Here is a 17511-nt window from a genome sequence, read left to right as displayed (position 1 = left end):
GCGCGCGTTCAAGCTGTCGTCGAACGAGAACCCGTTCCCGCCGCTCGACTCCGTGCGGGACGAGGTCGCCCGGGCCGCCTCGCTGCTCAACCGGTACCCGGACATGTTCGCGACCGAGCTCGGCGAGGCGCTCGCGGCGCGCCACGGGGTGGACCCGGCGGGGGTCGTCGCGGGCTGCGGCTCGGTCGCCGTGCTCGGCCACGTGCTCCAGGCGTTCTGCGACGCGGGCGACGAGGTCGTCCACGCGTGGCGCTCGTTCGAGGCCTACCCGATCCTCGTGGGCCTCCAGGGCGCCGTCGGCGTCGAGGTGCCGCTCGCCGCCGACGGCCGGCACGACCTGCGCGCCATGGCCGCCGCGGTGACCGAGCGCACGCGCGTCCTGCTCGTGTGCTCGCCCAACAACCCCACCGGGCCGGCCGTGCACCACGCCGAGCTCGTCGAGCTGCTCGCCGCGGTGCCGGACCGCGTCCTCGTCGTGCTCGACGAGGCCTACGTCGAGTTCGTCCGGCACGACGACGCCGTGCGCTCGCGCGAGCTCCTCGCGGCCCACCCGAACGTCGTCGTGCTGCGCACGTTCTCCAAGGCGTACGGGCTCGCGGCGCTGCGCGTCGGCTACGCGGTCGCGACTCCCGACGTCGCCCGCGCGGTGCGGACCGCGTCGACGCCCTTCGGTGTCAACCACCTCGCCCAGGTGGCCGCGCTCGCGTCGCTGCGCGCGGAGGACGAGCTCCTGGAGCGCGTCGACGCCGTCGTCGCGGAGCGCGCGCGCCTCCTCGCGGGCCTTCGTGACCAGGGCTGGTCCGTGCCCGACGCCCAGGGCAACTTCGTCTGGCTCCCCGCGGGCCCGCGCACGGTGGACCTCGCGGCCGACGCCGTCGCGCACGGGGTGCTGGTCCGCCCGTTCGCCGGCGAGGGCCTGCGCATCACCGTCGGCGACGCCGCGGCGAACGACCGCGTGCTCGAGCTCGCGCACGGCTGGGTGACGCGGGACGGCAGCGCGCAGGGCTGAGCGCTCGGGACCGGCGTCCACCCGCCCCGGCCCGCCCGTCCCGCCGCGGACCGGCTCCGCGAGGCGCCGGTCTCGGTCTGCGAGACCCAGGCGGCGCGGCCGCCGCACGGGCCGCTCGGGCGACTAGGTTCGTGCGCGTGAGCATCACGCAGGGATCCCGGCCCGAGGCGACGTCGTCGCCGCGCGCCTGTCGCCCCTGCCGAATGCCCTGCTGAGTCCCCACGGACTCCGCCGCGCGCGCCCCCGGCCCGCGCCGGCCCCCTCTCCGCCCGCCCGCCGCGGCTGACCGCCGTCGTGCCGGCACGGGCCGCCGTCTGCCACGGCGCGTCCATCCGGGCGGGTCCGGACCACCCGTCCGGGCCGGCCCGCGGCGTCACCACCGCCGCGCACCCGACCAGCACGCCCTCAGGCGCCTCCATCGCGCGCCCCTGACCAGGGAGAACCATGACCACCCTCGACACCCGGACCGACCGCCGGACGCCCCTCGAGCCCGTCGAGCTCGACCCCGCCGCGCTCGGCCTCCCGGCGAGCAACGCCCACCTCATCCCGCCGCTGCCCGCCCACTGGGCCGGCCTCGACCTGCGGGAGATCCTCAGCCGTCCCGCCGCGTTCCTCTCGGTGAGCCAGTCCAACTCGCTCTACCGCCCGGGCGGCGTCCAGTACGCCGAGGGCCACGCGTTCCGGGGCAGCCTCCCGGCCACCGTGCGCGCCGTCCAGGCCGCCCGCCGGGCCCCGAACTTCGTCTCCTTCAACTGGATCGGCTACTCGGTCTTCCGCCAGGACTACCCGCAGTCCGTGCTCGACCGCGCGCAGTACGACTCCTGGACCGGGTCGATCGACGCGACGCCCGAGCAGATCGCCTGGGACGACGCCCTCGTCGACGAGCTGCGCGACCTCGTCGAGCCCGGCGACAACGAGCTCTACGAGAAGGCCCTGCAGACGGCGTTCGTCGGCACGGACCTCCCGCTCGAGCTGGCCCGCAAGCGGGTCGAGGTCGTCGTCATCACCGGCATCCACCTGGACTGGTGCATCGAGGGCAACGCGCGTGCGGCGCGCGACCACGGCCTGCTGCCGATCGTCATCGGCGACGCGACCGGGGCCCAGCGGCCCGACCAGGAGGCCGCGGCGTTCGAGCGCATCACCAACTTCTTCGCGCCCGTCCTCTCGTCGGAGACGTTCGAGTCGTTGGTGACCCGCTGATGGGGAACGTCGGCCTCCTCCTCGTCGGCGTGGTGCTCTTCGTCAACGGCCTGTCGACGCTCGGCGTCGTGCCCGCGCGCAGCGCCGCGCCGCTGAACTTCTTCGTCGGGACCGCGCAGGTCGTGCTGCCGACGCTCGTGCTCGTGCTCCACGGCACCGAGCCCGGCGTGCTCCAGGCGACGTGGCCGAGCTACCTGTTCGGCATCACGTACCTGTGGTTCGGCTTCCAGACCGTGCACCGGATCGAGCCCCAGGGCTTCGGCTGGTACAGCCTGTTCGTCGCCGGCATCGCGGCCTACTACGCCGTGACGTCGATCGCGACCGACCCCGTGTTCGCGGTCATCTGGGCGACGTGGGCGAGCATGTGGGCGCTCTTCTTCGTGCTCCTCGGCCTCGGGCGCACGCACGTCGGCGGGCTGGACCTGGGCCGGTTCACCGGGTGGTTCCTCGTGCTCCTCGGCATCCCGACCTGCACGGTGCCGGCGCTCTTCCTCCTCGAGGGCCGCTGGACGACGAGCCCGGTCGCGGGTCTGGCCGCGCTCGCGGCCCTCGCGCTCGCGACGGTGGCCTCGGCCGCCCTGGCCCGCCGCGCCACCCGGCCCACGACCCCGCCGGCGGTGCCGACCGAGGCCCTCGCCAGCACCCCCGCCTGACCCACGGCCCGCACCACCCGGCCACCCGGCCACCCGGCCATCCGGCCACCACGCACCCTCACCACGCCGAGGTCGCTGGTTCGCGCCGAGGTCGCTGGTTCGAACCAGCGACCTCGAGCCGAACCAGCGACCTCGGCGGCGGCGATGGTGCGGGGCGGGGGGCCGTTCGTCCCGGGTGGGCGCGTGACGACGTGTTGGAGAGTCGGTACAAAGGGGAGTCCGACGTCGTTGTCGGGCCCGGACAGCGCCAACCTACGGTGGCGTAGCCTACGCTGACGTAGGTTAGCCCTGGCCGTCACCCGGAAGGACCCTGCGTGAACGAGCCCGACATGATCCAGCTGCTCACCCCGACCGGGGAGCGCCTGGAGCATCCCGAGTACAGCCCACGCATCGCCCATCTCGACCCGGAGGCCCTGCGTGGGCTGTACCGGGACATGGTCATGGTGCGGCGCTTCGACTCCGAGTCGACAGCGCTCCAGCGTCAGGGCGAGCTCGGCCTCTTCCCGCCCGCGCTCGGCCAGGAGGCCGCGCAGGTCGGCTCGGGCCGCGCGCTCGCGCCGCAGGACTACGCGTTCCCGTCCTACCGCGAGCACGGCGTCGCCCACACCCGCGGGGTCGACCTCGTCGACATCCTGCGCCAGTTCCGCGGCATCGACCACGGCGGGTGGGACACCGAGGCCCACAACTTCCACCTGTACACCCTGGTCATCGGTTCACACACGCTGCACGCGACCGGGTACGCGATGGGCATCCAGCGCGACGGCGCCGTCGGCACCGGCGACCCGACGCGCGACGCCGCCGTCGTCGCCTACTTCGGCGACGGGGCCACGAGCCAGGGCGACACCAACGAGGCGTTCGTCTTCGCGGCGGTGAACAACGCGCCGCTCGTGCTCTTCTGCCAGAACAACCAGTGGGCCATCTCCGAGTCCACCGAGAAGCAGTCCCGTGTGCCGATCGTCGAGCGCGGCCGGGGCTTCGGCGTGCCGAGCGTCCGCGTCGACGGCAACGACGTCCTCGCCTGCTACGCGGTCACGGCCGAGGCGCTCGAGCGTGCGCACTCGGGCAACGGCCCCACCTTCATCGAGGCGTACACGTACCGCATGGGCGCGCACACGACGTCGGACGACCCGACGCGGTACCGCTCGTCCGCCGAGGAGGAGGCGTGGCGCCGCCGCGACCCGATCGACCGGCTCCGCCTCCACCTCGAGGCGATCGGCGAGCTCGACGCCGTCTTCCTCGCCGAGCTCGACGCGGAGGGCGAGGCGTTCGGCGAGCGCCTGCGCCGCGAGGTCCGCGCGATGGGCAAGCCGCCGACGTCGACCATGTTCGAGCACGTGTACGCGGGCGCCCACGCCGTGGTGGACGCCGAGCGCGCCTGGTTCGAGCAGTACGAGGCGTCGTTCGACGTCGCACCGGAGGTCACGCGATGAGCGCCGTCCCCGCCGTCGAGCGCCTGACGCTCGCCAAGGCCATCAACCTCGGCCTGCGCGCCGCGCTCGAGGAGGACCCCAAGGTCCTGCTCATGGGCGAGGACATCGGCGCCCTGGGCGGCGTCTTCCGCGTCACCGACGGCCTGCAGAAGGACTTCGGCCCGGACCGCGTCGTCGACACCCCGCTCGCCGAGTCCGGCATCGTCGGCACCGCGATCGGCCTCGCGCTCCGCGGCTACCGGCCGGTGTGCGAGATCCAGTTCGACGGCTTCATCTTCCCCGCGTTCGACCAGATCACGACGCAGCTCGCCAAGGTCCGCTACCGCTCGCGCGGCCGGCTGTCGCTCCCCGTCGTCATCCGCGTGCCGTACGGCGGCGGGATCGGCGCGGTCGAGCACCACAGCGAGTCGCCCGAGGTCCTCTTCGCGCACACGGCCGGGCTGCGCGTCGTGACGCCGGCGAGCCCCGCGGACGCGTTCACGATGATCCAGGAGGCCATCGCCTCGCCCGACCCCGTGCTCTTCTTCGAGCCCAAGGGCCGGTACTGGGACAAGGGCGACGTCGACCGCGGCTTCTCCTACGGCTCGGCGACCGGCGAGGGCCTGGACCGGGCGCGCGTCGCGCGCGCCGGCACCGACCTCACGCTCGTCGCGCACGGACCCACGGTCGCGACCGCGCTCCGCGCCGCCCAGGCCGCCGCGGCGGACGGCACGAGCATCGAGGTCGTCGACCTCCGCACGCTCTCGCCGCTCGACACCGCGACCGTCGTCGCGTCCGTGCGCAAGACCGGCCGGTGCGTCGTCGTGCACGAGGCGCCCGTGCTCTACGGGACGGGCGGCGAGGTCGCCGCGCGGATCAGCGAGGAGTGCTTCTACTCGCTCGAGGCGCCCGTGCTGCGCGTCGGCGGCTTCCACAGCCCCTACCCCGTCGCGCGGCTCGAGCACGAGTACCTGCCGAGCCTCGACCGCGTGCTCGACGCCGTGGACCGCGCGCTCGGCCACTGAGCCCGCCGAGCCTCCTCCCGCCCGAGCCCGCCGGCTGAGACGCTGAGCCGTCCGCGCGGACCGACCGACCCCGACCCCAGGAGCCCCACGTGCCCCGGTACGAGCAGTTCCGCCTCCCCGACGCGGGCGAGGGCCTCACCGAGGCCGAGATCGTCGCGTGGCACGTCGCCGTCGGCGACGCGGTGACGGTCAACCAGCCGATCGTCGAGATCGAGACGGCGAAGTCGCTCGTCGAGCTGCCGTGCCCATGGGCGGGTGTCGTGACCGCGCTGCTCGCGGAGCCCGGCGAGACCGTGGAGGTGGGCACGCCGATCATCACGGTCGACGTCGACCCGCACGGCGCGCCCGACCCGGGCGCCTCCGAGGGCGGTGCCGCCGCCGGCGGCGCGGTCCGCGCCGCTCCCCACACGGCCGCGCAGGACGCGGCGGACACCGCGGCGTCCGGCCAGGCCGCGTCCGACGACGGCGCGAGCGGCGCGGTGCTCGTGGGGTACGGCGTCAGTGCGCACAGCGCGACGCGACGCCCGCGCCGCGCCGCCACGGTCGACGCCGGCTCGGGGCCCGCAGCTGCTGCCGGGGCGGCCCCGGTCGCCGCCGTCGCAGCGCCGCCCGCGGCGGCCGGCCCCGACGTCCCCGCGGTCGCTGCCGCCCCGACGGCCGCGGGCCGCAACGAGGAGTCCCGCCGCATCCTCGCGAAGCCTCCCGTGCGCAAGCTCGCGCGTGACCTCCGCGTCGAGCTCGCGACCGTCCGGCCCACCGGCCCCGGCGGGATCGTCACGCGCGAGGACGTCCTCGCGCGCTCGCAGGCCAACGAGGTCAAGCCCCTCGCGACCTACGCGACCGACGACCAGCCGTGGCTGGCGTCCGGCACGGTGAGCGACGACGGCCGCGCGACGCGCGTGCCCGTGAAGTCGGTCCGCAAGCGGACCGCCGAGGCGATGGTCTCGAGCGCCTTCACCGCGCCGCACGTCTCGGTGTTCCACACGGTCGACGTCACCAAGACCATGCGGCTCGTGGAGCGGCTGCGCGCCGACCGCGAGTTCGCCGACGTGCGCGTGACCCCCCTGCTCGTCGCGATGAAGGCGCTGCTCCTGGCGGTGCGCCGGCACCCCGAGATCAACGCGTCGTGGGTCGACGAGACCCAGGAGATCGTCTACAAGCACTACGTCAACCTCGGCATCGCGGCGCAGACGCCGCGCGGCCTCATCGTCCCGAACATCAAGGACGCGCACCGGCTCGGCCTGCACGACCTCGCGGTCGCGCTCGCCGACCTCACCGCGACGGCCCGCGCCGGGAAGACGCAGCCGGTCGACATGAGCGACGGCACCATCACGATCACCAACGTGGGGGTGTTCGGGATCGACACGGGCACGCCGATCCTCAACCCGGGCGAGTCCGCGATCCTCGCGTTCGGCGCGATCCGCGAGCAGCCCTGGGTGCACAAGGGCAAGATCAAGGTCCGCCACGTGACGCAGCTCGCGCTCTCGTTCGACCACCGCCTGGTCGACGGCGGCCTGGGCTCGCGGTTCCTGGCCGACGTCGCCGCGGTGCTCGAGGAGCCGGGCCAGGGCCTGGTCTGGGGCTGAGCCCGCCGACGGCGTGGGGCCGCACGGCCGTCGCCCGTGACCTGGACGAGTGATGGCCCGCGACGCGCGCGGCCCGTTACAGTCGCCCCGATCGCACGCGCTGGGGGGCAGATGAGCGAGATCGCGGGGGTGCGGGGATGACGACGAACCCGTTGGTCGCGGGTCCGGTGGACACGTCGTCCGCTCTGGGCGGGACGATGCTGGTGGAGTCCCTGTACGACCTGTCGCGGGCGATCGAGTCCGAGGACTGGGTGGCGGCGGGTCTGGCGGGGCTCTCGACGGTGCTGGACACGGCGGCGGCGGTGATGGACCCGTTGGGTCAGCTGATCGCGGCCGGGCTGGGCTGGTTGATGGAGCACGTGGAGCCGCTCAAGGGGTGGCTCGACGACCTGACCGGTGATGCGGGGGCGGTGCTGGGGTTCGCGGGGACGTGGGACAACATCGCCACGCAGATGGGCAGCGCGGCGGGGGACCTGGACCACCTCGTGGCGGCGGACCTGGAGGGGATGCGGGGCCAGGGGGTCGAGGCCTACGCCCGCTACGCGAGCGACGTCGCCGAGCACCTGCGGGGGATCGGTGGGTCCTCGACGGCGGTCGCGAGCAGTCTGCGGACGTGCTCGACGATCGTGCAGGTGGTGCACGACCTGGTGCGTGATGCGATCGCGGAGCTGGTGGGTGCGGCGATCTCGTGGGCGGCGCAGATCGTGTTCACCGTCGGGCTCGGGACGCCGTGGGTGGTGTCCCAGGTCGCGACCCGGGTCTCGTCCCTCGCGGCGCGGGTGGGCAGCAAGGTCACGGGCGTGATCACCTCGGCGCGTGCGCTGGGCGACCTGATCGACGCGCTCAAGGCCGCCATCCGCAGCCTCGGCGACAACCTCCGCGGCGCCCGCCCCGGCACCACGCACACGCCCCGCACGCCGGACGTGCCGATGCAGCACACGGGGGGCTCCTACCGGCCGCGCCCGGCGTCGGACATCCGGGCCGAGGAGTGGGCCGACCGGACGTACGACGCCTTCCGTGCCGACCCCGACCTGGCGGCGGACATCGCGCGGAACAACCCGGACCTCGATCCCGACGACGTCGAGCGAGCCCTCAGGCACGTCCTCGAGGACGAGCACCTGCTCGGCACCGACTACGGCGAGCCGTGGCGCGGACGCTTCGACGCCAACCCCGACATGGCGGAGGCGTTCCTCCGGCTGCGGTCGGGCGACGCCACCCCCACGGACCGGCTGCTCATCCGGCACGAGATCGCCGAGTCCGCCTACATGCGCAGCCACCCCGGCGCGTCGTACGCCGAGGCGCACGCACACGCCAACTCCGTCGCCAACTGGCAGGCGGCGCTCGACCGACGTGGAGGTAGCTGATGGGAGCAGTGGCCTACGGCAGCCGCGTGCACGCGGACGCGCGCGCCGTCCGGTACACCTTCGGCGTCGACCCGGCGCAGCCCGAGGGCGAGGTCGAGATCCCGGTCGAGGACGTCGACGCCTGGTCCGTCGTCGGGAGCGACGACAAGCCTTCGGCGGCGCGCTACGTGGTCGTCAAGGCCTACCGGCACTGGGCGAAGACGGGCGAGTGGCCCGAGCGCGTCTTGTTCCAGTCGTGACCGACGGCCGCGGGCGGCCGCACCTCATGGCCGGTGCGTGATGGCGGGGCTGGTCTTCCTCCCCGACGGGCGCGACTGGAACGCGTCGTCGTCGGTCTTCTCCTGGATGCTCGACACCCTCGCCGCGCGGGCGCAGGACCCGGAGCTGGTCAGCGAGCTGCGCGAGGTGTCGGACCACAACCTCGGGGCGCTCGACCTCGAGGACATGCCGCCGGCTCGCCTCGCCGAGCTCACGGCGGTGATCGCCCAGCTGCCCGCGATCGGCACCGCCGAGCTGCCGGACACCCCCGCCCGTCCGGTCATCGTGGCGCAGCTCGTCGAGCTGGCGCAGATGCTGGCTCCCGACGCCGCGCAGCGCTGAGAACGGACCTCGGGGCCGACCGGTGCTCGACTACCCCATGCCGATCGCGACGAGGTGCGGCACGGCCCACGTCCGGCGCCTTCTCGACGTGCTGCTCGCCGAGCTGAGCGCGGAGCTCGCGGTGCCGCGAGGCGTGCTCTCCGGGTCGGTCGGCGACGTCGCCAGCCCGGTCTCGGCCGGGCTCTACGCCGAGCTCCTCGGCACGCCCGCGACCTGCCGGGTCATCCTCCACGTCGACAACAAGGCGACCGACGACGACGGCTACTTCGCCGCGTACCCCGCCCTGGCCGTGGCGGCCGTCCGGCTCAGCGATGCGGTCGACGCCGAGGCCTGCCTCACCTACGAGCTCGACCGGGTCGTCATGCGCCGGCGCGGCGGGCGGCTGGAGCTGTTCGACTGGTTCCGGCCGTGGGGCGACCCCGCCGTCCTCGAGCGGGTGCCCCGACCGTTCGTGGTGACGCCCCAGGACGGTCGGCTGTGACGAGGCGCCGGCGTCACCAGTTCTTCGTGCCGCTGCCGCCCTGGTCGCCCTGCTCCTCCTGGCGCTGACGCTCGGCCTCGGCCTGCGCCTCCTCGTTGCGCTCCTGGAGCTCCTGCTGACGCTTCTCCTCCTCGGCCTGCTCCGAGCCGTCCTCGGGCTCCTCCTGCTGCTGCTCCTCGGAGTCCTGCGCCTGCTGCTGCTTGTCCTCGAGCCGCTCCTGGGAGTCGGAGTTCTGCTGCTGCTCCTCCTCGGACTGGCCCTCGGGCTCGCACGAGGCGCGCGCCTCGGTCGCGGCGTCGTAGTCGCGCTGCGCCCAGGCCGCGAACTCCCGGCCCTCGGCGCGGATCTCCTCGGGCGTCATGTCCCCCCACGGCACGCCGGGTGGGTAGGCGTCGCCCGCGTCGACGTAGCCCTGGGCCTCCGCCGCCCACTCGGCGCGGGTCTGCGCGTCGGCGAGCTCCTGGTCGCCCATCATCTCGAGCGCGATCGCGTAGTTGATGAGCACCATGCACTGCGTCGTCGGGTCCTCGGGAGCGATCTCGAGCGCGTCGGCGAGGTAGAAGGTGCCGAGCAGCGGGTCCTCGCCCTTCGTGAACGTCGTGCCGAGGTCGAACGGCGCCTTCCACCTCTCCACGGGGTCGGTGCTCTTGAGCCACGTGAACCCGACGACGGCGCTGCCGATCTGCCCGTCGGCGTACTGGCCGCGCGCCGTCGCGGCCACCACGTTCATGAGCGCGAGGTGCAGGCCGAACAGGAAGACGCCCAGCCACACGGGCAGCGTGGCCCAGACGAGCCAGCGGCGGCGGACGCGACGTCGGCGCTCGAGCGGCGTGGGCGTGCTCATGCGGACCTCCGTCGGCGCAGCGGCACCCAGCCGCGGGCGGTCGTCCAGGCCTCCACGCCGAGCAGGCCGACGACGAGCACCGCGAGCGGCCACGTGACCGCCTGCCACAGCTCGGTGTCGCGGCGACCGTCCGCGGCGATCTCCTCCGGGTCGAGGCCCTCGACGAGCGCGGCGACGTCGTCCGGGCCCGTGCGGTGCGCGTAGGCGACGCCGAGCTGCGCGGCGACGGCCTGGAGCGCCGCCTCGTCGATGCGCGAGACGGCCTGCTCGCCCGTGGCGTCGTCGACGATGTACGGGGCCTCGGGGTCCGGCTCGAGCGACCCGTCGTACTCACGCATGGGACCGCCCTCGGCGGTGCCGTACCCGAGCACCGCGCCGCCGTCCACGAGGTCGGCGAGCTCCTCGTACGACGCCGGCTCGCCGTCGGTGGTCTGCTCGCCGTCGGAGAGGAAGAAGACCAGGCGGACGTGCCCGGGGTCGGTCTCGGCGGCGCCCGTGAGCGCGCGCCGCAGCGGCTCGAGCGGCCGGTCGACGAGCGACCCGGACGAGAACGCCGTGATCTCCTGCCGTGCGGTCTGCGCCCAGGTGCGCACCGCCCGCTGGTCGGTGGTGAGGGGCAGCTGGCGGCTCGCCTGGCTGTCCCACGCGATGATCGAGTAGCGCGCGCCGGGGACCGCCGCGACGAGCGCGGGCAGGTCGTGCCGCATGCCGTCCAGGCGGGGCAGCCGCTCCTCCGACCAGTCCTCGGCGGCCATCGAGCCCGTCCGGTCGACGACGAAGAACACGTCGACGGCCACGCCGAGCTGCTCGTCGGTGGTGGCGGGGACCGAGGGGCCGAGGCCGATCGCGGTGACGACGGCGACGAGGGCGGCGCGCACCGCCCAGCTCCGCCGCACGGGCCCGCGCGCGTTCCACGCCTCGCGCACCGCGAGGACGAGCACCGGCACGAGGACGAGGAGCAGGAGCCACACGGGCACCAGCGGTCGCAGGGTCATCCGCCCACCCGCCGTCGCAGGGCGAGGAGGGCGAGCGTGGCGAGCACGAGCAGCACGAACCACGGCACGGGCCGGTCCGTGACGATGCGCTGCGCGTCGGCGTCGAGCGCGACCGCCTGCTCCTCGGTGACGTCGCGGATGACCTCGGCCACGGCCGCCGTGTCCTCCGCGAACCAGGTCTTGCCGCCCGCCTCCTCGATCGCGGTGTCGAACTCCTCGTTCTGGGCGGAGCCGCGCAGGTACGCGTCACCGCCGTAGAGGCCGTAGAGGGTCACGTCGCGGTCGGTGACGACGTCGACCGCCTGCGGCAGCGTGTAGACCGGCTCGCCGTACGGGTCGTTGTCGGTCGCGAGGATGATCGAGCGCGACCGGTCCGTCGCCTGCTCGTCGAACAGCAGCGCGCAGCTCGCGAGGCCGTCGCCGATGAGCGAGGCCTGCGCCGGCACGCCCTCGGTGCCCGCGATGAACTCGAGCAGGGGGTCGAGCCCGTCCCACGTCAGCGGGTCGAGCGGGTCGAACGCCTCGATGTCGAACTGGAGCGCCTGCTCGGCGACCTGGAGCTCCTCGAGCACGAGCGCGTAGTCGTCGGTGAGCGGGAAGACCGTGCGCGACGTCGAGTTGAACACCGACAGGCCGATCCGCTCGCCGTCGAAGCCCTCGACGAGCGTGCTGAACGTCGAGACGATCTCCGAGTCGAACGGGATCATCGAGCCCGAGACGTCGAGGCACAGGACGATGTCGCGCGTGCCGAAGGTGTCGGTGCGCGTCTCGCGGTCGACCGGTCGCGCCACGAGGACCGCCGCGCCGAGCAGCGCGACCGCGAGCGCGCCCGCCGTCGCGGCGCGCAGCACGGCGTACTCGCGGACGGCCCGCCGCACCTCGGGCAGGTCGTCGAGCTCGTCGGTGTGCGCGACCCAGCGGGCCGCGTCCTTCGTCTCGCGCCGCGCCCGCCACGCCCAGAACGCGACGCCGCCGACGGCGAGCAGCGCGAGCGCGAGCGCCCACGGCCAGACGAGGCCCCAGTGCACGGACGTCACCACTGGCTGATCACCCGCCGCGCGCCCGCGAGGGCCTGCTCGGACGACGCGCCGACCGTGCCGTACCGCGCGAACGCCGGCCGGTAGTAGGTCTCGATGAGGTTGGCGAGGCGTCGCGCGCCGTCGACCCGGCGCAGCTCGCTGAGCGTGAGCACGCGCGCGTCGACGCCGCGGCGCACCGACCCGAAGTCGCGCACGACGGCGCTGAGCTCGAGGTGCAGGGAGCGCGCGTCGAGCTCGCCCGCGACGTAGCGGGCCTCGAGCGCGTCGACCTTGGCCAGGTACACCGGCCGCACGCTCGCGTACGGGTCGTCGTACGGCCCCAGCCGGCGCTGCGGCGGAGGCGGCGGGGGTGCGTCGTGCTCGGGGCGCCGCCGCGTGTGCCGCACCGCCCACACGACGTACGCGACGGCGAGCGCCATGAGCACCGCGCCCAGCACGGGGACCCACCACGAGTACAGGACGGGGTCGTAGAGCTCATCGACGGGCACGGTGGCTCCGGTCGAGGAGGGAGATGAGGGCGGGCACCACGTCCTGGGTGCTGCCGACGACGACGTCGTGCACCTGGAGGCGGCGCAGGGTCGCGGCGCGGCGCGCCGAGCGCTGCGCCCGGACGGCCGCGGCGGCACGCACCACGTCGTCCCGCCCCTGGAGCCAGACCGGCACGGCCCAGCCGTCGCCCACGTCACGCGTGGTGCCGGGCGCGGGCTGGAAGGGGTCCGCGTCGGCGACCGCGATGACCAGGACCTCGTGGCGCAGGCGCACGCTCTTGAGGGCGTCGTGGTGCTCCTCCGTCGGGTTCGCCTCGTCGGTGACGAGCACGACGAGCGACCGCCGGGTCAGCGCGCCGACGCGCGTGAGGAGGCGGCCGACGTCGGACGGCGGCGCCTCGACGTCGAACGCGCGCTCGACCTTGCGGAGCAGGAGCTCGAGGTGCGCCGTGCCGCCGCGGGGCGGGAGCTGGGTCAGGCGGCCCGAGTCGGCGGCGACGAGCGCGACCCGGTCGCCCCGGTCGCGCGCGAGGTAGGCGACGAGCGTGGCCGCGTCGAGGGCGACGGCGCCCTTGCTCTCGCCGCCCGCCGCGGTCGCGGCCATCGTCCGGCCGGTGTCGACCGCGAGGACGAGGCTGAGGTTGCTCTGCCGGACGAAGCGCCGGATCACCGGGATGCCGGCGCGCGCGCTCGACTTCCAGTCGATGTCCCCGACGTCGTCGCCCGGGCTGTAGAGCGACAGGTCGTCGAAGTCCTGGCCGTGGCCCTGGAGGATCGAGCGGTGCCGCCCGTCGAGCAGACCGGTCGCGCGCTTGGCGAGCGGGAGCTGCAGCCGCGACCGCAGGTGCGCGAAGCGCGACGCGGAGCGCTGGGGCGTCGCGGCGGTCGGCGTCCACGGCGACCGGCCGTGTCCCGCTCCCGGACCGGGCCAGCCCACCGGGGCGGCCGGTCCCGCGACGGGCGCGCCCGGCCGCGCCCCGGGCGGGGCGGGCGGGGGCGGCGATCCGCCGGTGGGCGACCAGGTCATCGGGCTCGGGCGCTCAGGGGGTGGGGACGGCGTCGAAGACGGCGTCGACGAGCTGCTCGGCGGGCACGTCGTCGGCCAGGGCGTCGAAGGTGCGGACGATGCGGTGGCGCAGGACCGGGTGGCGCATCGCCTTGACGTCCTCGGGCGTGACGTAGCCGCGCCCGGCCTGGAGCGCGAGCGCCTGGCCGATGCGCATGAGGGCGATGGACCCGCGCGGGCTCGCGCCCACGCGGATCATCCGCTCGATGCCCGGGATGGGCCGCGGGCCGGCGCCGCGCGTCGTCGCCACGACGTCGACGACGTACCGCTTGATCGCGGCGTCGACGTAGACCCGGTCGACGAGCGCCTGGAGCCGCTCGAGCTCGGCGAGGCTGATCGGCCGCCCGACGATGGGCGCGACCTGGCGGCCGCTCGAGATGCGCTCGAGGATCTCGACCTCCTCGTCGCCCTGCGGGTAGGTGAGGACCTCCTTGACGAGGAACCGGTCCATCTGGGCCTCGGGGAGCACGTAGGTGCCCTCCTCCTCGATGGGGTTCTGCGTCGCGAGCACCATGAACGGCGACGGCAGCCGGTACACCTCGCCGCCGATCGACGTCTGCTTCTCCTGCATCGCCTCGAGCATCGCGGACTGCGTCTTGGCGCTCGAGCGGTTGATCTCGTCGAGGAGCACGAGGTTCGCGTGCACGGGGCCGAGCTGGGTCGTGAACGAGCCCGTCGCGTAGTTGAAGATCTGCGTGCCGACGATGTCGTTCGGCATGAGGTCCGGCGTGCACTGGATGCGGTGGAACGAGCCGGACACCGCTGCGGCGAGCGTCTGCGCGGCCGTCGTCTTCGCCAGGCCCGGCACGCTCTCGAGGAGGATGTGCCCGCCCGCGAGGAGGGTGCTGACGAGGGCCACGCGCAGGTTGTCCTGTCCGACCACGCGCTGGGCGAAGACGGCGTCGATCCGGTCCAGCAGGTGCCGCGCCTCGGCGTGGTCGCTGTCGGTGATCGGCTCGGTCAGCATGCGAGGTCCCCCAGGTCGGCGCGCTCCGTGACCGCGTCCGACCCGGTGGGGCGCCGAGCGTGAGACGCCCGCGGCACGGGGGAGGTGCGGCAAGGGGCGAGTATGCCAGCCAGGGCCGCGCGCGCCCGGTCGGGTCCGCCGGGCCTGGGGACCGCGCGGAGCAGCCGCCGACGGTGCGTGCCGGGGCGGGCGGACCGGGGTCATCCCGTCGGGCGGCCGCGTCACCCGATCGAGAAGCCCGTCGACCCGGTGGGTGCGACGTCCTCCGCCCGGACGTCCGCGACCGCGGCACCCGGCGGGCCGTGGTGCGCCCACGCGGCGACCGCGGCGACGGCGTCGGGCGAGCCCTCGAGCACGACCTCGACCTCGCCGGACGGCAGGTTGCGCGCCGAGCCCGCGACGCCGTGCTCGGCGGCCGTGCGCCGGCACGCGTACCGGAACCCGACGCCCTGGACGCGCCCGGCCACGACGAGCCGCACGGCGACGCGGTCGGCGGCCACCGCGTGCTCCTCAGGCCCCGGGCGGCGTGCCGGGCCCGCGCGGGGCGGGTGCCGGGGCGTCGTCGTGCCCGACCGCGGCGGCGGCGTCCATGCGGCTCTGGATGCCCGACACCTGGCGCAGCGGGATCTCCGGCAGCAGGAACGCGAGCGCGATGGAGACCGCGATGATCGCGGCCGCGATGAGCAGGACGAGCGACGTGCTCTGCTCGAAGCCGTCGAGGAACGGCGCGGCGAGCCGCGGGTCCATCGCGTCGATGAACGACGAGTCGTCGAGCGACGGCGGCTCGCCACCGCCCTGGAGCATGCCGACGACGGGGGCGTTCGCCGGGTCCTCGACCACGGCCGGGTCCGCGAGCGCGTCCTGGAACGCCGGGGTGCGGCTCGCCGCCGTGAAGGCGTCGCGGATGTTGCCGGCCACCGTCGAGAAGAGGATCGACAGGAACACGGCCGTGCCCAGCGTGCCGCCCATCTGCCGGAAGAACAGGGACGACGACGTCGCGACGCCCATGTCCTTGGGCGGGACGGCGTTCTGCACCGCGAGCACGAGCGGCTGGAAGCAGAAGCCGAGGCCGAACCCGAAGATCGCCGAGCGCCACGCGACCTCGACCATCGAGGAGTCAGGTGCGAGCTGCGACATGAGCAGCGCGCCGAGCGCGAGGCAGACGGTGCCGAGGATCGGGAAGATCCGGTACCGCCCCGTGCGCGCCACGGTCTGGCCGGACACCACCGACGTCGTCATGATGCCGAGCGTGAGCGGCAGCAGGGCGAGGCCGGCCGCCGTCGGCGACATGCCCTTGGCGATCTGGAGGTAGAGCGGCAGCGTCGCGAGCCCGCCGAACATACCCATGCCGATGACCAGGTTGATGAGCGCCGAGACGCCGAACGTGCGGTTCCGGAAGAGGTGCAGGGGCAGCAGCGCGTCGTCCCCCGCACGGCGCTCGGCGAGGAGGAACGCGACGATGCCCACGACTCCGAGCGCGTAGCACGTGAGGGCGACGGGAGAGCCCCAGCCCCACTCGCGCCCCTGCTCGGCGACGAGGAGCAGCGGGACCAGGCCGCCGGCGAGCGCGAGACCGCCGGGCCAGTCGATCCGGTGGAACACCTTGGCGAGCGGCGGCAGGTGCAGGACGCGCGTGATGACGACCAGGCCGAGGATCCCGAACGGCACGTTGACGAGGAAGATCCAACGCCAGCCCGTGATGCCCAGCACGGTGTCGGCACCCGCGAGGAAGCCGCCGATGATCGGGCCCAGCACCGACGACGTGCCGAACACCGCCAGGAAGTACGCCTGGTACTTGGCGCGCTCGCGCGGGCTGAGCAGGTCGCCGAGGATCGTGATCGCGAGCGACATGAGACCGCCGCCGCCGAGCCCCTGCACGGCGCGGTACGCCGCGAGCTGGTACATGGACGTCGCCGTGCCGCACAGCAGCGACCCGATGAGGAAGAGCACGATCGCGGCCAGGTAGAGCGGCTTGCGCCCGTAGATGTCGGAGAGCTTGCCGTAGAGCGGCGTCGCGATCGTCGACGTGATGAGGTACGCCGTGGTGACCCAGGCCTGCAGGGAGAGCCCCTGGAGGTCGTCGCCGATCGTGCGGATCGCGGTCGCCACGATCGTCTGGTCGAGCGCGGCGAGGAACATCCCCATCATGAGGCCGCCGAGGATCGTGAGGATCTGGCGGTGGGTGGGGGCGAAGGTGGCGGACTGCGGGGGCGCCGAGGACGGCGCGTCGGGACTCACTGCTGCACTGTAGGTCCGGCCCCCGACACCGGCGCGGGCTGCACGATCGGGTGAACGGTGGACCCGGCGCGGACAGGGGGTGGGCGACGTCGGGCGCGCTGGCTAGGGTGCGGGCGTGACCTCCTTCCACGACCCCGACGCCGCGATCGCGAAGGTCCAGCGCGACATCGAGCTGGCGGCGCAGCGCGCGGAGCGCGCCCAGCAGGTCAAGGCCCAGATCGACGCCGTCCGCGGGCGCGGCCGCTCGCCGCGCGGCGAGGTCGTCGTCGAGGTGGACGCCTCGGGCCAGCTGCGCGACGTCGTCCTCACGGACGCGGCCATGGACCTGCGGCACGACGAGCTGTCGCGCCACATCGTCGAGGCGGCCCGCGCGGCTCAGCGCGAGGCCGGCGGCAGGGCGGTCGCGATCATGGGTGAGGCGTACGGCGAGGAGTCGCCGCTCACCGAGCACCTCAGGGCCGAGGTCGAGCAGCGGTACGCATGAGCAGCGCGAGCACCGCCGTGACGCACGAGAGCGCGCGGCGGCCGTCCGGTCGGGGGCAGGGG

General features: G+C 74.4%; 19 protein-coding genes. 11 read left to right on the top strand and 8 right to left on the bottom strand.

Annotation, left to right across the window (positions count from 1 at the left end; all coding sequences use genetic code 11):
- The 10 genes from hisC to JIG38_RS16940 form a co-directional block, all read left to right on the top strand.
- A partial coding sequence (gene hisC, locus JIG38_RS16985) for a histidinol-phosphate transaminase (protein WP_199423025.1) occupies nucleotides 1-1009 on the top strand: 1009 nt, incomplete at its 5' end.
- A 444-nt stretch (nucleotides 1010-1453) separates the two neighbouring features.
- A complete protein-coding gene (locus JIG38_RS16980) occupies nucleotides 1454-2209 on the top strand; it encodes a cysteine hydrolase family protein (protein WP_199423026.1) in 756 nt (251 codons plus the stop codon).
- Nucleotides 2209-2862, top strand: coding sequence for an AmiS/UreI family transporter (locus JIG38_RS16975; protein ID WP_199423027.1), 654 nt, complete (start codon nucleotides 2209-2211; stop codon nucleotides 2860-2862). The genes JIG38_RS16980 and JIG38_RS16975 overlap by 1 nt, the downstream gene beginning before the upstream one ends.
- A gap of 329 nt (nucleotides 2863-3191) precedes the next feature.
- Complete coding sequence (pdhA, locus tag JIG38_RS16970) at nucleotides 3192-4292, top strand: pyruvate dehydrogenase (acetyl-transferring) E1 component subunit alpha (RefSeq protein ID WP_199423303.1); 1101 nt, start codon at nucleotides 3192-3194, stop codon at nucleotides 4290-4292.
- Nucleotides 4289-5296 (top strand): alpha-ketoacid dehydrogenase subunit beta, encoded by a 1008-nt coding sequence (locus tag JIG38_RS16965; RefSeq protein ID WP_199423028.1) that lies wholly within the window; start codon nucleotides 4289-4291, stop codon nucleotides 5294-5296. Before pdhA ends, JIG38_RS16965 begins: the two co-directional genes overlap by 4 nt.
- Nucleotides 5297-5385: 89 nt before the next feature.
- A complete protein-coding gene (locus JIG38_RS16960) occupies nucleotides 5386-6882 on the top strand; it encodes a dihydrolipoamide acetyltransferase family protein (RefSeq protein ID WP_199423029.1) in 1497 nt (498 codons plus the stop codon).
- Nucleotides 6883-7019: 137 nt separating this feature from the next.
- Entirely contained in the window at nucleotides 7020-8246 is a 1227-nt protein-coding gene (locus tag JIG38_RS16955; protein WP_199423030.1) for a phage tail family protein, read from the top strand.
- Nucleotides 8246-8485, top strand: coding sequence for a hypothetical protein (locus JIG38_RS16950; RefSeq protein WP_199423031.1), 240 nt, complete (start codon nucleotides 8246-8248; stop codon nucleotides 8483-8485). The genes JIG38_RS16955 and JIG38_RS16950 overlap by 1 nt, the downstream gene beginning before the upstream one ends.
- A gap of 37 nt (nucleotides 8486-8522) precedes the next feature.
- Entirely contained in the window at nucleotides 8523-8846 is a 324-nt protein-coding gene (locus tag JIG38_RS16945; RefSeq protein WP_199423032.1) for a hypothetical protein, read from the top strand.
- A 22-nt stretch (nucleotides 8847-8868) separates the two neighbouring features.
- The gene (locus JIG38_RS16940; protein WP_199423033.1) at nucleotides 8869-9327 is read left to right on the top strand and encodes a SitI3 family protein; all 459 of its coding nucleotides are present in this window, start codon (nucleotides 8869-8871) and stop codon (nucleotides 9325-9327) included.
- Between the two features lie 13 nt (nucleotides 9328-9340).
- On the opposite strand, the gene JIG38_RS16935 is transcribed toward JIG38_RS16940, so the two are convergent.
- The 8 genes from JIG38_RS16935 to JIG38_RS16900 all read right to left on the bottom strand — a co-directional run bounded on the left by JIG38_RS16935 (nucleotide 9341) and on the right by JIG38_RS16900 (nucleotide 16965).
- Entirely contained in the window at nucleotides 9341-10171 is an 831-nt protein-coding gene (locus tag JIG38_RS16935; RefSeq protein WP_199423034.1) for a putative sodium/potassium/calcium exchanger, read from the bottom strand.
- Nucleotides 10168-11166 carry a VWA domain-containing protein gene (locus tag JIG38_RS16930; protein WP_199423035.1) on the bottom strand — a complete coding sequence of 333 codons (999 nt, stop codon included), beginning with the start codon at nucleotides 11164-11166 and terminating at the stop codon, nucleotides 10168-10170. Before JIG38_RS16930 ends, JIG38_RS16935 begins: the two co-directional genes overlap by 4 nt.
- Nucleotides 11163-12203: a vWA domain-containing protein gene (locus tag JIG38_RS16925; RefSeq protein WP_199423036.1), complete on the bottom strand. Its 1041-nt coding sequence runs from the start codon at nucleotides 12201-12203 to the stop codon at nucleotides 11163-11165. Before JIG38_RS16925 ends, JIG38_RS16930 begins: the two co-directional genes overlap by 4 nt.
- Entirely contained in the window at nucleotides 12200-12694 is a 495-nt protein-coding gene (locus JIG38_RS16920) for a hypothetical protein (protein ID WP_199423037.1), read from the bottom strand. Before JIG38_RS16920 ends, JIG38_RS16925 begins: the two co-directional genes overlap by 4 nt.
- Nucleotides 12681-13721, bottom strand: a complete 1041-nt coding sequence (locus tag JIG38_RS16915) for a DUF58 domain-containing protein (RefSeq protein ID WP_199423038.1) — start codon at nucleotides 13719-13721, stop codon at nucleotides 12681-12683. The genes JIG38_RS16920 and JIG38_RS16915 overlap by 14 nt, the downstream gene beginning before the upstream one ends.
- A gap of 13 nt (nucleotides 13722-13734) precedes the next feature.
- Complete coding sequence (locus tag JIG38_RS16910) at nucleotides 13735-14727, bottom strand: AAA family ATPase (RefSeq protein WP_372419859.1); 993 nt, start codon at nucleotides 14725-14727, stop codon at nucleotides 13735-13737.
- Nucleotides 14728-14948: 221 nt separating this feature from the next.
- Nucleotides 14949-15227: an acylphosphatase gene (locus JIG38_RS16905; protein WP_199423040.1), complete on the bottom strand. Its 279-nt coding sequence runs from the start codon at nucleotides 15225-15227 to the stop codon at nucleotides 14949-14951.
- 10 nt (nucleotides 15228-15237) lie between these two features.
- Nucleotides 15238-16965, bottom strand: coding sequence for an MDR family MFS transporter (locus JIG38_RS16900; RefSeq protein ID WP_307844654.1), 1728 nt, complete (start codon nucleotides 16963-16965; stop codon nucleotides 15238-15240).
- Between the two features lie 115 nt (nucleotides 16966-17080).
- On the opposite strand from JIG38_RS16900, the gene JIG38_RS16895 reads away from it, so the two are divergent.
- Nucleotides 17081-17449: a YbaB/EbfC family nucleoid-associated protein gene (locus JIG38_RS16895; RefSeq protein ID WP_199423041.1), complete on the top strand. Its 369-nt coding sequence runs from the start codon at nucleotides 17081-17083 to the stop codon at nucleotides 17447-17449.
- Nucleotides 17450-17511 lie beyond the last annotated feature (62 nt).

This window comes from Actinotalea solisilvae, assembly GCF_016464425.1.
Lineage (GTDB): Bacteria > Actinomycetota > Actinomycetes > Actinomycetales > Cellulomonadaceae > Actinotalea > Actinotalea solisilvae.
Note: the sequence above shows the minus strand (reverse complement) of the source record. Positions and strands in the feature narration are given on the sequence as shown.

Coding starts and splice junctions, on each gene's coding strand:
- pdhA (WP_199423303.1), top strand. CDS start 3,192: ATGATCCAGCTGCTCACCCCGACCGGGGAGCGCCTGGAGCATCCCGAG.
- JIG38_RS16955 (WP_199423030.1), top strand. CDS start 7,020: ATGACGACGAACCCGTTGGTCGCGGGTCCGGTGGACACGTCGTCCGCT.
- JIG38_RS16980 (WP_199423026.1), top strand. CDS start 1,454: ATGACCACCCTCGACACCCGGACCGACCGCCGGACGCCCCTCGAGCCC.
- JIG38_RS16975 (WP_199423027.1), top strand. CDS start 2,209: ATGGGGAACGTCGGCCTCCTCCTCGTCGGCGTGGTGCTCTTCGTCAAC.
- JIG38_RS16930 (WP_199423035.1), bottom strand. CDS start 11,166: ATGACCCTGCGACCGCTGGTGCCCGTGTGGCTCCTGCTCCTCGTCCTC.
- JIG38_RS16965 (WP_199423028.1), top strand. CDS start 4,289: ATGAGCGCCGTCCCCGCCGTCGAGCGCCTGACGCTCGCCAAGGCCATC.
- JIG38_RS16935 (WP_199423034.1), bottom strand. CDS start 10,171: ATGAGCACGCCCACGCCGCTCGAGCGCCGACGTCGCGTCCGCCGCCGC.
- JIG38_RS16915 (WP_199423038.1), bottom strand. CDS start 13,721: ATGACCTGGTCGCCCACCGGCGGATCGCCGCCCCCGCCCGCCCCGCCC.
- JIG38_RS16950 (WP_199423031.1), top strand. CDS start 8,246: ATGGGAGCAGTGGCCTACGGCAGCCGCGTGCACGCGGACGCGCGCGCC.
- JIG38_RS16910 (WP_372419859.1), bottom strand. CDS start 14,727: ATGCTGACCGAGCCGATCACCGACAGCGACCACGCCGAGGCGCGGCAC.